Below are 12,861 nucleotides of genomic sequence, written 5' to 3'. Positions count from 1 at the left end.
GGTGCCTCCAGCCACGGACCGTGATGTATGGTTCTTGGCTTCGGAGTCAGAACCCAGGATACGCTACGGGCCGAACTCAGGCAGGGACTCGATCGGGCGCTCGCGCTACAGACGTGGATCGCCGACGCCGAGGACGGCGTGGTCTCGGACGCGTTCGTTCGGCGGCACACACGCTTCGAGTCGGTGACGGCCTTCTGTGAGGCCTGCCCGTGTGCAGAGGACACGATCGGTGGGGTCCAGCGCCTCGCCGACGCCGAACGTGACGCGTTCATCGACCGGACGACCGACTTCGAGACGTGGCCGGCGATGAAAGAGAGTGCGGCCGTCGAGGATCTGGTGACGCTACACAACGTCTAACCTAGTCCCGGGATCGCGGCGAGGGCGTGGTACAGTGCAAAACTGATCACGGCCCCACCGACCATCGAAGCGATCCACGCGCCGACTGTATAGCTCGTCTTCGTGACTGAGACGCCTTCGGAGCTGGTGCCACCGACGAGGCCGGCCCCGACGATGCTAGAGATCATCACCTTGTTGAACGAGATTGGGTACCCCAGGACGATCGCGGCCTGTGCGACGAGGAACGCGGGGACGAACGCAGCGATCGACCGTTTGGGTCCCAGAGAGGCGTACTCCCGAGCGACAGCTTGGATGAGACGTGGCGATCTGACCCACGCACCAAGGAGGATCCCGACTCCGCCGAGTCCGAGCAGGACGATCGACGGGAGCCCAAGCGTCGCCTCGAAGACGGGCTCTAGGGGACCGGTCGCCAGTCCGACCTGCGAGCCACCGCTGGTGAACACGACGACCAGTGCGAGGGCGATCAGCATCCGATTGATCCCGGCGGTCACGTCCGCCTGGAGTTGCCGGTGGGTCACTGCGACTGTGAGGAGGGATAGGGCGAGGGCGACGAGGACGATCCCGTCCACCCCGAACGCCCCCGAGGAGAGTTGGAACTGTCGGGCGAGAACGCCGGCGATCGAGCCCTGGTCGCCCTGTGGAGTCGGGAGAAATGAGAGTCCGACGTTCGCGAGCGCGTAGCCGACGCCGCCGGCCAACAGCGGAATGCTCAGCGTGTCCGCGACTCGATCGTCGAGCAACAGCCACGCGAGCCCGTACGCGAGGACACCTTCGACGACTGGGATCGCGAACCAGAAACCCAAGATTCGGGCGTAGGTCCCGGCCGCGAACCCGCCGCCGAGCGCGACCCCGGCACCGACCGCCGCGCCGGTCACCGTGAACGCCGAAGGGATCGGATAGCCCCGCGAGTTCCCAATGGTGATCAGCGTCGCCGCGGTGAGGAGCGTCGCGGTAGCGGCAAGCGGGGTGATCGTCACGCCCGTCACCAGGCCGTGCCCGATCGTCTCCGAGATGCTCCCGCCTTGGGCGATGGCCCCGAGCCCGGCGACGAGACCGACGAGCAACGCGCCACGGAGGGTCGACAGCGCGTTCGCACCGACGGCCGGCGCGATCGGCGCGGAGTTGCTGTTGGCTCCGACGGTGAAAGACATGAAAAGCGACGCGACCAGCGCCACGGCGACGATCCCGATGACAGAGGACATCGATGACTTGCCCGTCCGGTCCGTCTCCGGAATGGTAAACCGTCCGATCGTGCTCCATCGAGTCGGATTTCGGCCCGGAATCTGAATGGTCTCGCGGCCGTGGCCTGGGTAACGCGACCGACGACCGATCGGTGATTTCGGAGGGGTCGAAGAAGGCCGGGACGACGAACTGCGTTACAGCCCACCTGCGCCGTTGGTCCGCGGATCGGTACTTTCGGGCGAGCCACTGCCGTTGCCGTCGATTTCGGCCTTCAGATCGGCAAAGTGGGCGCGCCGTTCGGCGTGGGCGTTGTGCTGGTGGATCGATTCGTCGTTGGATTGTTCCATCCGGACAACGGCGTCGTCGTCGATTTCGGGGAAGCGCTCGACGACGCCCTCGGCCATCGAGCGGACACAATCCTCGACGAACTTGGCGTCGCTGTGAGCCTCGTAGGTCATGTGGTCCTCGTCCGGTCGCTTCGCGAGGTTGTAGATGCGCGCACTCATCGACTCGCGGGCGACCTCGATGAGAGCCCGGAGGTCGACACCGGGCGAGCCCTCGCATTCGACAGTCAACGTGGCGTGGCCCCGCTGGGAGTGACCGGCCTGTGGCACTTCATCAAGAAAGTCCTCGACGGTTGTCTCGTCGACGCCGAGGTCGGCCAACGTCTCGCGGGCTCGCTGCTCGGACATGCCCTGCGAGCACGGACAGACGGTCATGCCGGTGACGCGAGCCCCGATTTCCTCGCGGGTGCCCTCTTCGGTCGCCGTCGCAGAGGCAACGATGTCGGCGGTACTCTGGGTGGGCTTGTCCGTGGCGGGTGTCTGCCCGTGTGTCACGTACTCGGCTTCCATGCGCACTTCCGCCTTCTCGGTGTAGTCGTGTTTGTCGAGGAGTCGCTCTGCGGCGTCGCCACAGACGTCCTCGACGCGATAGTTCGTGCGATCGACGGCGGCCTCCAGCGTCTCGTCGATGACCTCCATGTTCCGACTCATGTCTGCCCCCTTTCGCCAGGTCGGCAGGTCGACGAACACGTCGAACTCGGCCATCAAAACGATCGGGCGGCGATCCTCACGGTCGATCTGCAATAACTTCTCGACGCCGGTGACACCGACGCGATTCAGCCCGACGGTGACGTCCGGACTGTTTGCCTGTACGTCCGGGAGTTGCTCGCTCATTCGCCTCTGTGTACGGCTGAATTGCGGTTAGGGCTTTCGGAAGGGGTGGCCTTGACCGCCCTCGAAACGGGCCGCCGTGGGCTATCAGGGGACGACCCCGACCGTCAACAGCGTGCCGTGTTCACGGAAGTGTTCGACCATCGCCTCGCGTGTCTCCCAGTCTTCGGTCGGGAACGACTCGGCGGGCGGAATCGTGACTTCTTCGTCGGGAATGCGGTCCTGTTCGGCGACGTGAAACCCGGCTTCCCGGAAGGCCTCGCGGTACTCCCCTCGGGTCCAGCGCGTCATTGGAATGTCGACGTACTCGTCCCATTCGGCAGTATGGGGGTTGTTGGCGACGTAATCGACCGCACAGTAGAAGGTCCCGCCTGGCCGGAGGATGCGACGGAGTTCTTCGAGGGCGGCGACGGGATCGCTCGCGTAGTAGATCGCTTCCATCGAGAAAGCGTGATCGATGCTATCGGCCTCGAAGGGCAGTGACTCGAAGTCACCGACCAGAAAGCCCACGCGAGCGTCGTCGGTGTAGGCCCGGGCGTTGCGCGCCATCTGTGCGGCCCCGTCGAGCCCGTAGGCGCGGCCGGCACCGCCCGCTTCTCGCAGCGCCCGGGCGGCGTAGCCGCTGCCACAACCCAGATCCAGCACGACGTCGCCGTCCGCGACGGGCATGCGTTCGAGCGCGTGCTTGGCGGTGTGCCAGTGGCGCTCTTCCATGCCTTGGTCGCGGCCGTCTTCGGCCCACTCGTCGAATGCGTCGCTGACGCTCATAGTTTCCCTCTGGACGGGACGGCCAAAACCGGTTCGTCTCGGTCCGGAAAGATTCAACCGCCTCGCCCGCGGAGGGTGGCTATGGCACTGCGGAACCGCTACCAGTTTGCGGATACTGCCCAGCAGGTTGTGGGTGGCTTCTTGCTGGCGGGGCCGTTCGTCGTCACCGAGGAAGTCTGGATGCTGGCTCGTCAGATGAGCGCCTGGCATGCACTCACGACTGCGCTGCTGGTGGCGGTGATCGGCTACGGCGCGCTCTATCAAGCTGACGACGACCGCGATCCTGGTGCCGAGGCGGAGGTCGCGGGACTCCCGCTCCGATTTCTCTCGTTGATGGCGGTTGCATTCGGCTCGGTCACGTTGTTGGCCCTGTTGTTGAACGCCCCGGCGTCGTTCCTTGGCGACGTCTCGATGGCTCGACACGTCGAAGTGACGCTCAAAGTGGTGAGTGTGGGCGCGATTTTCAGCGTCGTCGGTGCGGCGACGGCCGACAGCGTCTTCTGAGATAACCCGAGCCAGCACGTTTAAGAGCCCGCCAGCCCCGTCTCCGGGCAGAGATGGACTACGCCCTGGCGATCGACGACGCACCGACGACGATCCCGGCCGGGACGGGTATCCTACTGGTCCACCCGAGCACCGCGGAGACAGACCGGATCGACACCGATTTCCTCAAGACCGACACCGAGCAGTTTCTGGTCATCTCGACGCGCACGTCCGCTCGCGAGGTGACCCAGAAACTCGAACACTACGAAGTCGATGAAGACACAGCGACGATTCTCGACGCGCTGTCCGTCGAACGTGGCTACACTCGCCGACAGAGCGACGACGTCCGGTACGTCTCCGCTCCCGAGGACTTAGACGGGATCGTCGCCGAAACCCGCCGCTTTCTCGACGAGACCGACGGCAAACGCCGGATCAGCCTCGATTCGCTCACCGAACTGATCTACTACACTGACGAGCAACGCACGCGGGAGGCAGCCCACCGACTCCTCGCGCTTCTCGAGGAAGAAGACGCTGTCGGGTTGTTCCACCTGGCTGGCGGTGTCCACGACGAGAGCGTCGTCGACGAATTTCGGGCGCTGTTCGATGCCGTCGTCGAACTCGACCGAGATGGGACGGTCAGGACGACGTTTTGAGGCCGCCGGCGTCGACTCTCGCCACCGATCTATGGTGTGTGATGACTTCCCATTGCATATCACCAATAGTTAAGGTTCGGGACAATCACAACGTAAACGTATGCCGGAATGCCAAAACTGCGGTTCATTCGTAACCGCTGCATACGCGCGTGTTTTCACGCCCAACGGTGTGGACCAGCCGCGGGTCTGTCCCCAATGTGAGGACAAGATCCGAGACGGCGCGGACGTGCGAGAGGCACGCTCGACACGACGTGGGTAACCGCCCCACCGCCGGACGCCCGTCCCCGCTTAGGAACAAACCGCTGTAACAATCCCTTCGGCCTCTTTGAATATCCGCCGAGCGCGCTCTTTGCCTCGGGCTTCGGCCGTGATCCGAACCAGCGGCTGTGTGCCACTGGCCCGAATGAGAAACCAGCCGTCACCGAGATCGACGCGGACGCCATCCAGCGTCGTGACGGTTTCGTAGGTAGGCCGAACCCGCTCGCGGACCCGCTCCATCACGGCCGATTTGGCGTCGACTTCGACGCTGTCTCGATGGATCGGGTATTCGTCGATTTCGGCCGCCCGCTCTGTAAGCGGTCGCTCGCTTGCGAGCTCGACCAGCTTCGCGGCTGCGAGTGGCCCGTCGGGACAGAGCGCTTCGTCCGGCCAGATCCAGGCCCCGCTGGGCTCGCCGCCAAAGACGACGTCCGGGTCGCTGGCTCGTTCGGCGACCGAGACGTCACCGACGCGGGTTCGAGCGACGTCGATGTCGTTGCGAGCGAGGTAATCGTCGACCGCCAGACTCGTGTTCAGTGGCGCAGCGATCGTCTCTCCCGGCTGGGCCGTCTCCCGTGCCAGGATCGCCAGCAGCGTGTCGCCGCTGAGGAACTCGCCGTCCTCCGTGGCAGCGCGCATCCGGTCGGCGTCACCGTCGTGGGCGATCCCGACGGCACTGTTTTCACCGGCCAATGCCGCCAACGATTGGCAATGTTCGGCGGTGGGCTCACTCAACCGTCCCGGAAACGACCCGTCGGGCTGGGCGTTCAGTGTCTCGAAATCACAGCCGAGCTCAGAGAGCGCTGTCGCAGTGACGCCGCCTGCGCCGTTGCCCAGGTCCAAAACGACCTCCGGGGGAGTCTCGATATCGACCGTGTCCAGAATCGCTTCGACGTGTTCGGCCCTCGCGTTGCGTCGTTCGTACTCGCCGATCCCGTCCCAGGCTTGTAGATCCGTCCGGTCTTCGTCGATTCGGCGGGCAATCGTTTCCCGGCGTGGCGCGTCGAACGCCTGGGTCGTCGGCTGCCAGAGCTTGATCCCGTTGTCCGGCGGCGGATTGTGCGAGGCCGTGATCGCGACCCCGGCGTCGGCACCGTCCCACTTGGTCGTCCGGGCGACTGTCGGGGTCGCCGCCTGTCCGAGATCGATCACGTCGGTCCCGGATTCCCGGAGGCCAGCCGACAGTGCCTCAGAAAGAAATTCTCCGCTCTCCCGTGGATCGCGGCCGACGACGACACGATCCGCCTCGACGCCGAGTGCACGACCCACGCGGAGGGCAAGCGCCGCCGTCACGGTCTCGCCGACCGGCCCGCGGATGCCGCTCGTCCCGAACATACGTTTTCCTCGACGACCGGGTACAAAAAATCGTCCGTCGAGATGGTTCTGGGTCGCTGCTGGTCACCGCCACTCGCCGGTGTCGTCTTCCTCGTGGAGTTCGCCTTTCGCCTGCCGTGAGGACGGCCAGAACGCCAGGATGGTGACGGCGGTGTAACAGACGCCCACGGTCCCGAGGACGACCGCCCCCGGAACACCCCCGACTGCCGCCGTTCCGACGACTCCTGTCGGCGGCTCGGCGAAGACGGTCAGTCGGATCAGCCAGGCCGCGAGCAACACGTACAACAGCGGGGCATACACACGCCACAGCCGCCGAGAGATCGCTTCCCTGAGCGGCGTCTTGATCGTCGGTTCTCGCAAGTCGTCACTCAACAATTCCCGCCAGTTGGGCTGTTCTGCCCCCTCCGGATCGAGCGCGTTCGCGAAGACGTTCTCCTCTAACAGGCGGACGCGGGAGCGCCAGATGTCGTAGACGCGGTACCGGCGCGCTTCGATCCCCAGGAAGACGATCATCATTCCCATCCCGACCAGGAGGACGTAGTGGGGCCGGGACTCGCCGGAGAACGCCCACGTAAGCAGCGTTGCCGTCAAGACGACGGCCCAGTTTGTCGTCCGGTCGATGCGCGTCCGCCAGGACGTCGTGCGCCCGAGTTCGCCCCGATACGCGTGGCCCATCAACGAGAGGAAATCAGAGCGTTCGGTTGCGGCTTCACCCGCCACCTCGCGCTCCGCCGGCGATTCCGGGTCGAAATCCTCCGGTGGCACTGCCATGAGCGGCGGTTCGGTCGCGGGACGGGTAAAACCGTGCCCGAGGACGCGCGACTGCTCGTCGATTCGGCGGGTGCGCTCGACGGCGGCTGTGGACGATGGCACTCGAAGCATCCGTGGCCCCAGAAACCGGCGATACAGTGCTGTTGCTATCGAATTTGCGTCAAAAGAATCGGAAGAGGAGACCCCGCGACTTACAGGTCGCGCGGCTGCACGGTCTTCCGGTCGTTCTCCTCGGCACGGCGTGCGGCGTCCTCGAGCAGTTCCTCGACTTCCTCGTCGAGGGCACCGTAGAAGTCCGAGGCGACGTTCATATCATCGAGCGCTTCCTTGACCGCGGCTTTGACGATTAGGTCTGCCATACACCGTTTTCTTTCCAAGGGTCGTTTAAAAACGTTCCCAATTCTATCCGCTCTCGGCGGGGTTGACGGGGGTTTGAGGCGGGACTGAGCCGTCACGTCGATCCGAATGACCTGTCGATCGGCGTTGGCGTCTCGACGCCGACGAACCAACGGGTAAGAGTGGCTTCGGCCCGGAGCAGGTGGCATGCGCGATGTCCTCGAAGCGCTCGCAGCGGGCGAGTTGAGTGTCGAGGCCGCCCAGGCCGAGTTGCAGGGATACGCTCGGAACGCGGGCGGTCGATTCGACGCGGCCCGCCAGACCCGGGCCGGCGTCCCCGAAGCGATCCTCGGAGACGGCAAGACGCCAGCTGAAGTCGCCTCGCTCGCGGCGACCGCACTCGAAACCACTGGGCGGGCGATCGCAACCCGCCTCACGCAAGCCCAGACGACGGCCGTCCGTCTGCGACTCGCAGACGAACACCCGGACGCCACGTTGCGCTGGGACGAACGCTCGGCCGTCCTCGTCGCGACGGCTCCCGACTTCGAACGCCCCCGGCTGGAGGCGACTGTTGGCGTCGTGACGGCTGGCACTTCTGATGCCGTTCCGGCCGGCGAGGCCGCCGCGATCGCGGGCGAGATGGGCGCCCGCGTCTACCGCGTCGACGACGTCGGCGTCGCCTCGATCGCTCGCCTCCTCGATAAGCTCGATGCACTCCGGGCCGTCGACGTCCTGATCGTCGCCGCCGGGCGGGAGGGCGCGCTGCCGACGGTGACTGCCGGTCTCGTCGACGTCCCACTCATCGGCCTCCCGGTCTCGACCGGCTACGGTCACGGTGGTGACGGTGAAGCCGCGCTATCCGGGATGTTACAGTCCTGTACCGCACTCTCGGTGGTCAACGTCGACGCCGGATTCACGGCCGGCGCACAGGCCGGACTGATCGCTCGGCGCATCGATGCTGCTGGCGGCAAGCGTGCATAGATTCCCACTGTTCATGTGGGTGTATGACATAGTAGACGTGTCGGCTGGCGAGGCCGACGGTGCCCAATGCCCGACTGTAATCACTGCGGCGCGCACGTTTCCGAACAGTTCGCTCGCGTCTTCGCGGACGAACGCGGACAGCTACACGCCTGCCCCGACTGCGCTGCCAATGCCGGTATCGCCGAGACGGCGCGGCAACGGGCTGTCAACGCCTGATGAGGCTGTCCCGCCATGAGTACGGACGCTCACTTCGTGTACGTCCTCCGCTGTGAGGACGACACGCTGTACACCGGCTACACGACCGATCCAGAACGGCGACTCGCCGAGCACCAGGCCGGCGAGGGAGCGAAATACACGCGCGGCCGAACACCGGTCGAACTCGTTCACCTCGAACGGTTCGAGAGTCGTTCGGCTGCTCAGTCTCGCGAATACGAGATCAAACAACACTCCCGTGACCGCAAAGCGTCCCTGATCGAGGGTGCGAAGCTGGCCCGCAGGAAACTGCCCGACGACGACTGACCGACTGGCCGGACACACAGCCCCGCCGCTCACGTGACGTTGAGGTCGTCCCAGAGCTTTCCGAACCGATCGGGCAAGTTCTCAGACCGGTATATCCGGACGTGATACTCGTCGTCTTCGAGTCTGATAACTGTACTTTCGAAGTTGGACTGATAGACGTTGAAGTGGTTCCCGTCTTCGGCGACTTCGGTCCGCTCGGTGACTAACTCGTGTTCTTCGAGGATCTCCAGGCGGCGATAGACTGTCGGCAAGGACAGGTCCAACTCCTCGCTCAGTTGTTTTGCCGACTTGGAATCTTCACTGATGGCGGCCAGTACACGCCTGGCGTGCTGGTCGCCGATCGTATCGAGTACTTCTTCGATCGGGCGCTCGTCGTCCACTGAGTCGAAATTTTCCACCGACACTCAAAAACGTTGTGAGAATCCAATACCGGGCGAGCGATCCGCTCGTGTCTCTTCGCCCTCGCTAACTTGGTCGCGACGGTGTCCACCCACATACCGAACACTTTGTCGCTTTCGACTCGTGCAATCCGCCACAGTCCGGGCACTGCTTTTTGTTGTAGTTTTCGTTCCAGCCGACAGCCTCGGTTTCGTGCCCGCGCTGGGCGAGGAATTCGTCGATGACTTCGTCGGTGCTCGGTGCGGTCGCCATACATGACATGGTATACCACACCAGCATATAGGTTTGTTGGTTGTGGTACGAGTTGCCAACCTAGCGTTCGACTCTCGGCCTCGCCTAACACGCGGGTGAGGTTCCATCACGCCGGACTGAGAACGGGACACTTTTGCCAGCCACGCGTCGTACGTGACGGTATGTCATCCCGCGAGCTGGGGCCAGTCGATGGCGGGGCGGGGCGGGCACCTGGCTGACGTGTTACCTATCGATCGGGCGGCAATCGAATCGCTCAGCTGGACGCTTGGGTCTCGCGTCACTGGTGGCGACGCGACGTGTCTCCTGGAACTGCGTGATCGATCGACCCCGAGTGCGCTCGCCGTCTTCGAAGCGACTGAGTACACGTACGTCGTTCGGTTCCGAACGCCTGTCGGCCGTGAGAAGTTCTTCGGCGTCGCAGCTGTCGATCTGCGTTCGATGCTCGCCGATCTCGTGGCCCAGGATGGGTGGGAACTGGATCGGGGCGGGCTCGACGCTATTTGAGGGTCCGGTTCGCTCTTTCCGAGCGTATTTGAACCAAAGAAAGACTCACTTCGTTCGTCTTTCAGGGTTCAAACCCTTATCACCACATTTGCGGCTCACGGATTGTTCGCCGCAAAATGGGTCCGGGCGGATTTGAACCACCGACCTCGGCCTTGTAAAGGCCACGTCATAACCAACCTAGACCACGGACCCGACACCACCACGTTCCCTACCTGTCGAAATAACCCTTACTTTCTCACCCGAACGCTTTCACCCCACCCGTCCATCCACACTGTGTGGACCGAACCCGGCTCGTCAACGTCATCGTCGTCGCCCTGCTACTCGTCGCGGCGGCGATGGTCCTCGCCAGTCCGACTGGCCCGCTCGCCCCATGGCTGTACCCGCTCGATTACGGTGAGGCGACGCTGACGATCCACGACGAGAACGGGACGGCGCTTGGCACCGTCGATGTCCGGACCGCCGATACCGAACGCGAACGCCACATCGGACTCAGCAAGACAGATGCTCTTGAGGCCGGCGCTGGGATGCTGTTCCTTCACCCTGAATCCGGCAGCTACGCCTACGTGATGCGAAACATGTCCTTCCCGATCGACATCCTCTTTATCGACACTGAGGGGCAGATCACGGAGATTCACCACGCTCCAGTCCCGGCAGATCCTCGCAACCCGGACCGACGCTATCGTGGCCACGGTCAGTACGTCCTCGAAGTTCCGTACGGGTGGACCAACGAGACGGGAATCGCCGTCGGTGATCGGGTCGATATTCCCGATTCAGTCCACGACTGAGGCCTTCGACGGGCTTTTTAGCGATAGACTCTTCAAAATCCTCGATGGGTGTCTCCGACCTCGACGACGATGACGTCTTCGAGGACGTCCGCGATCGTGTCGACCGGCCGATGCGGCGGCTGTTTCGATCCTACGGCTGGGAGTACCGCTTCCAGTTTGCCATCGGCTTCGTCAGCAGCGTCGCCGCTCGCATCCTGGATCTTCTGCCGCCACTCCTGCTGACCGTCGCCATCGACTCGATCTTCGGCGACCAGGCCTATAGCCTCTGGCTGGTTCCCGACGCCTGGCTGCCGACTAATCAGGGTCCACAGCTGTGGCTCACCGTCGGTATCATCGCCGCGGCGTTCCTGATCGGCGCTGTCTTCCACTGGACGCGCAACTGGGGCTGGAATTCCTTCTCCCAGCACATCCAGCACGACGTCCGGACTGATACGTACGACAAGATGCAGCGGCTGAACATGAACTTCTTTGCCGACAAACAGACCGGCGAGTTGATGTCGATTCTCTCGAACGACGTCAACCGCCTCGAACGGTTCCTCAACGACGGCATGAACTCCTTTTTCCGCCTGTCGATCATGGTGCTGGGCATCGCCGGCATCCTCTTCTACTGGAACTGGCAGCTCGCGCTGGTGACGCTCGTCGTCGTGCCGCTGATCGCGCTGTTCACGTATAAGTTCGTCCAGATCATCCAGCCACAGTACGCCGAGGTCCGATCGTCGGTCGGACAGCTCAACTCCCGGCTGGAGAACAATCTCGGGGGCATCCAGGTCATCAAAACCGCCAACACCGAGACCTTCGAGTCGGGTCGGGTCGACGATGTTTCTGCGGACTACTTCGACGCAAACTGGGAGGCTATCAACACTCGGATCAAGTTCTTCCCTGGCCTGCGACTGCTGTCGGGTGTGGGCTTCGTCGTCACCTTCCTCGTCGGCGGCCTCTGGGTGTTCACGTCCCAGACGACTGGAAGCGGGCCGTGGTTTTTCACGGGCACGCTCTCCGAGGGGGAGTTCGTCGGGTTCATCCTGCTGTCCCAGCGGTTCATCTGGCCGATGGCCCAGTTCGGACAGATCATCAATATGTACCAGCGGGCCTACGCCTCCAGTGAGCGCATCTTCGGGTTGATGGACACGCCAAGCCGGATCGTCGAGGATCCCGACGCCGATCCCCTGGACGTGACCGAGGGCCAGGTCGAATTCGAGGACGTCACCTTCGGGTACGACGTGAGCGAGGCGCGAAGCGCCTCGGAAGCGACCGGGGAGGATGACGACCCGGGAGCGTACATCATCGAAGACATCTCCTTCGACGTGGAGGGCGGGGACACCGTCGCCTTAGTCGGCCCGACCGGGGCTGGCAAGTCCACCGTGATGAAACTCCTCCTCCGGATGTACGACGTCGACGAGGGAGCGATCACGATCGACGGAACGGATCTCCGAGACGCGACGATTCCGAGCCTTCGTCAGGCTCTTGGGTACGTCAGCCAGGAGACGTTCCTCTTCTACGGGACCGTCCGTGAGAACATCGAGTACGGCACCTTCGACGCCGAGAAAGATGCTGTCGTCGAGGCCGCGAAGATGGCCGAAGCCCATCGGTTCATCCAGAATCTGCCAGAGGGCTACGACACAAAGGTCGGCGAGCGCGGCGTGAAGCTCTCGGGTGGTCAACGCCAGCGGATCGCCCTCTCGCGGGCGATCCTCAAGGATCCGGAGATCCTCGTCCTCGACGAGGCGACCTCTGACGTGGACACGGAAACAGAGATGTTGATCCAGCGATCCCTGGACAAACTGACCGCCGATCGGACCACCTTCGCCATCGCGCATCGACTCTCGACGATCAAAGACGCCGACCGGATCGTCGTCATCGAGGACGGCCGGATCGTCGAGCGTGGATCCCACGAGGAGTTGCTCACTGCAGACGGTCTCTATGCGAAACTCTGGGCGGTCCAGGCTGGCGAAATCGACGAACTGCCCCAGGAGTTCATCGAACGGGCGGCCGAACGGCGCTCACACGTCGACGCCGACGACGTGGAAGCCGACGACGACTGACGATGGAGTGTTAACGGATCGTTTTGTCTTCCCGTTCGCAGAAACGTTTTGCCAATCGGAC

The 12,861-nt window shown here is 63.7% G+C and carries 17 protein-coding genes and 1 tRNA gene; 9 read left to right on the top strand and 9 right to left on the bottom strand.

Annotated elements, in window-relative coordinates; genetic code table 11:
- Positions 1-27 precede the first annotated feature (27 nt).
- Positions 28-357 (top strand): hypothetical protein, encoded by a 330-nt coding sequence (locus FR699_RS08110; RefSeq protein WP_154550965.1) that lies wholly within the window; start codon positions 28-30, stop codon positions 355-357.
- On the opposite strand, the gene FR699_RS08105 is transcribed toward FR699_RS08110, so the two are convergent.
- The 3 genes from FR699_RS08105 to FR699_RS08095 form a co-directional block, all read right to left on the bottom strand.
- Positions 354-1,559 carry an inorganic phosphate transporter gene (locus FR699_RS08105; RefSeq protein ID WP_158855110.1) on the bottom strand — a complete coding sequence of 402 codons (1,206 nt, stop codon included), beginning with the start codon at positions 1,557-1,559 and terminating at the stop codon, positions 354-356. The two genes, FR699_RS08110 and FR699_RS08105, sit on opposite strands and share 4 nt — an antisense overlap.
- Positions 1,560-1,733: 174 nt before the next feature.
- The gene (mptA, locus tag FR699_RS08100) at positions 1,734-2,717 is read right to left on the bottom strand and encodes a GTP cyclohydrolase MptA (RefSeq protein WP_154550967.1); all 984 of its coding nucleotides are present in this window, start codon (positions 2,715-2,717) and stop codon (positions 1,734-1,736) included.
- An 84-nt stretch (positions 2,718-2,801) separates the two neighbouring features.
- Positions 2,802-3,482 (bottom strand): class I SAM-dependent methyltransferase, encoded by a 681-nt coding sequence (locus FR699_RS08095; protein ID WP_154550968.1) that lies wholly within the window; start codon positions 3,480-3,482, stop codon positions 2,802-2,804.
- 81 nt (positions 3,483-3,563) lie between these two features.
- Here FR699_RS08095 and FR699_RS08090 point away from each other — a divergent pair, with 81 nt between their 5' ends.
- Together FR699_RS08090 and FR699_RS08085 are read left to right on the top strand one after the other, a co-directional pair.
- Positions 3,564-3,986 (top strand): DUF2391 family protein, encoded by a 423-nt coding sequence (locus tag FR699_RS08090; RefSeq protein WP_154550969.1) that lies wholly within the window; start codon positions 3,564-3,566, stop codon positions 3,984-3,986.
- A 53-nt stretch (positions 3,987-4,039) separates the two neighbouring features.
- Complete coding sequence (locus FR699_RS08085; RefSeq protein WP_154550970.1) at positions 4,040-4,618, top strand: hypothetical protein; 579 nt, start codon at positions 4,040-4,042, stop codon at positions 4,616-4,618.
- A 288-nt stretch (positions 4,619-4,906) separates the two neighbouring features.
- Here FR699_RS08085 and glmM read toward each other — a convergent pair whose 3' ends face one another.
- The 3 genes from glmM to FR699_RS08070 all read right to left on the bottom strand — a co-directional run bounded on the left by glmM (position 4,907) and on the right by FR699_RS08070 (position 7,341).
- The gene (gene glmM / locus FR699_RS08080) at positions 4,907-6,211 is read right to left on the bottom strand and encodes a phosphoglucosamine mutase (RefSeq protein WP_158855109.1); all 1,305 of its coding nucleotides are present in this window, start codon (positions 6,209-6,211) and stop codon (positions 4,907-4,909) included.
- Between the two features lie 63 nt (positions 6,212-6,274).
- Entirely contained in the window at positions 6,275-6,982 is a 708-nt protein-coding gene (locus FR699_RS08075) for a DUF2270 domain-containing protein (protein ID WP_154550972.1), read from the bottom strand.
- Positions 6,983-7,173: 191 nt separating this feature from the next.
- On the bottom strand, positions 7,174-7,341 hold the full coding sequence (locus tag FR699_RS08070) for a DUF1931 domain-containing protein (RefSeq protein ID WP_135667362.1): 168 nt from the start codon (positions 7,339-7,341) through the stop codon (positions 7,174-7,176).
- A gap of 184 nt (positions 7,342-7,525) precedes the next feature.
- Here FR699_RS08070 and larB point away from each other — a divergent pair, with 184 nt between their 5' ends.
- The 3 genes from larB (at position 7,526) to FR699_RS08060 (ending at position 8,818) form a co-directional block, all read left to right on the top strand.
- Positions 7,526-8,299 carry a nickel pincer cofactor biosynthesis protein LarB gene (gene larB / locus FR699_RS08065; RefSeq protein ID WP_158855108.1) on the top strand — a complete coding sequence of 258 codons (774 nt, stop codon included), beginning with the start codon at positions 7,526-7,528 and terminating at the stop codon, positions 8,297-8,299.
- Between the two features lie 66 nt (positions 8,300-8,365).
- Positions 8,366-8,515 (top strand): hypothetical protein, encoded by a 150-nt coding sequence (locus tag FR699_RS13175; RefSeq protein WP_199268305.1) that lies wholly within the window; start codon positions 8,366-8,368, stop codon positions 8,513-8,515.
- Between the two features lie 15 nt (positions 8,516-8,530).
- Positions 8,531-8,818: a GIY-YIG nuclease family protein gene (locus FR699_RS08060; RefSeq protein WP_154550974.1), complete on the top strand. Its 288-nt coding sequence runs from the start codon at positions 8,531-8,533 to the stop codon at positions 8,816-8,818.
- Between the two features lie 29 nt (positions 8,819-8,847).
- On the opposite strand, the gene FR699_RS08055 is transcribed toward FR699_RS08060, so the two are convergent.
- Together FR699_RS08055 and FR699_RS08050 are read right to left on the bottom strand one after the other, a co-directional pair.
- The gene (locus tag FR699_RS08055) at positions 8,848-9,198 is read right to left on the bottom strand and encodes a winged helix-turn-helix domain-containing protein (protein WP_154550975.1); all 351 of its coding nucleotides are present in this window, start codon (positions 9,196-9,198) and stop codon (positions 8,848-8,850) included.
- An 85-nt stretch (positions 9,199-9,283) separates the two neighbouring features.
- The gene (locus FR699_RS08050; protein ID WP_158855107.1) at positions 9,284-9,469 is read right to left on the bottom strand and encodes an HVO_0416 family zinc finger protein; all 186 of its coding nucleotides are present in this window, start codon (positions 9,467-9,469) and stop codon (positions 9,284-9,286) included.
- Positions 9,470-9,658: 189 nt separating this feature from the next.
- Here FR699_RS08050 and FR699_RS08045 point away from each other — a divergent pair, with 189 nt between their 5' ends.
- Positions 9,659-9,973, top strand: a complete 315-nt coding sequence (locus tag FR699_RS08045) for a hypothetical protein (protein WP_158855106.1) — start codon at positions 9,659-9,661, stop codon at positions 9,971-9,973.
- A gap of 117 nt (positions 9,974-10,090) precedes the next feature.
- Here the strand turns inward: FR699_RS08045 and FR699_RS08040 are convergent.
- A tRNA-Val gene (locus FR699_RS08040) sits at positions 10,091-10,165 on the bottom strand.
- A gap of 83 nt (positions 10,166-10,248) precedes the next feature.
- Here FR699_RS08040 and FR699_RS08035 point away from each other — a divergent pair.
- Positions 10,249-10,758 carry a DUF192 domain-containing protein gene (locus FR699_RS08035; protein WP_233263383.1) on the top strand — a complete coding sequence of 170 codons (510 nt, stop codon included), beginning with the start codon at positions 10,249-10,251 and terminating at the stop codon, positions 10,756-10,758.
- A 44-nt stretch (positions 10,759-10,802) separates the two neighbouring features.
- A complete protein-coding gene (locus FR699_RS08030) occupies positions 10,803-12,800 on the top strand; it encodes an ABC transporter ATP-binding protein (protein WP_158855105.1) in 1,998 nt (665 codons plus the stop codon).
- The last annotated feature ends 61 nt before the right edge of the window (positions 12,801-12,861 follow it).

The sequence above is a fragment of the Halorhabdus sp. CUG00001 genome, from assembly GCF_009797925.1.
Taxonomy (GTDB): Archaea; Halobacteriota; Halobacteria; order Halobacteriales; family Haloarculaceae; genus Halorhabdus.
The sequence above is the reverse complement of the archived record's forward strand: the minus strand, read 5'-3'. Positions and strand labels throughout refer to the sequence as shown.

Excerpts from the sequence above, each read along its gene's own strand:
- mptA (WP_154550967.1), bottom strand. The coding sequence starts at position 2,717 with ATGAGCGAGCAACTCCCGGACGTACAGGCAAACAGTCCGGACGTCACC.
- FR699_RS08085 (WP_154550970.1), top strand. The coding sequence starts at position 4,040 with ATGGACTACGCCCTGGCGATCGACGACGCACCGACGACGATCCCGGCC.
- FR699_RS13175 (WP_199268305.1), top strand. The coding sequence starts at position 8,366 with ATGCCCGACTGTAATCACTGCGGCGCGCACGTTTCCGAACAGTTCGCT.
- FR699_RS08110 (WP_154550965.1), top strand. The coding sequence starts at position 28 with ATGGTTCTTGGCTTCGGAGTCAGAACCCAGGATACGCTACGGGCCGAA.
- FR699_RS08045 (WP_158855106.1), top strand. The coding sequence starts at position 9,659 with ATGGCGGGGCGGGGCGGGCACCTGGCTGACGTGTTACCTATCGATCGG.
- FR699_RS08075 (WP_154550972.1), bottom strand. The coding sequence starts at position 6,982 with ATGGCAGTGCCACCGGAGGATTTCGACCCGGAATCGCCGGCGGAGCGC.
- FR699_RS08050 (WP_158855107.1), bottom strand. The coding sequence starts at position 9,469 with ATGGCGACCGCACCGAGCACCGACGAAGTCATCGACGAATTCCTCGCC.
- FR699_RS08060 (WP_154550974.1), top strand. The coding sequence starts at position 8,531 with ATGAGTACGGACGCTCACTTCGTGTACGTCCTCCGCTGTGAGGACGAC.
- FR699_RS08105 (WP_158855110.1), bottom strand. The coding sequence starts at position 1,559 with ATGTCCTCTGTCATCGGGATCGTCGCCGTGGCGCTGGTCGCGTCGCTT.
- FR699_RS08095 (WP_154550968.1), bottom strand. The coding sequence starts at position 3,482 with ATGAGCGTCAGCGACGCATTCGACGAGTGGGCCGAAGACGGCCGCGAC.
- glmM (WP_158855109.1), bottom strand. The coding sequence starts at position 6,211 with ATGTTCGGGACGAGCGGCATCCGCGGGCCGGTCGGCGAGACCGTGACG.
- FR699_RS08030 (WP_158855105.1), top strand. The coding sequence starts at position 10,803 with ATGGGTGTCTCCGACCTCGACGACGATGACGTCTTCGAGGACGTCCGC.
- FR699_RS08090 (WP_154550969.1), top strand. The coding sequence starts at position 3,564 with ATGGCACTGCGGAACCGCTACCAGTTTGCGGATACTGCCCAGCAGGTT.
- FR699_RS08070 (WP_135667362.1), bottom strand. The coding sequence starts at position 7,341 with ATGGCAGACCTAATCGTCAAAGCCGCGGTCAAGGAAGCGCTCGATGAT.
- larB (WP_158855108.1), top strand. The coding sequence starts at position 7,526 with ATGCGCGATGTCCTCGAAGCGCTCGCAGCGGGCGAGTTGAGTGTCGAG.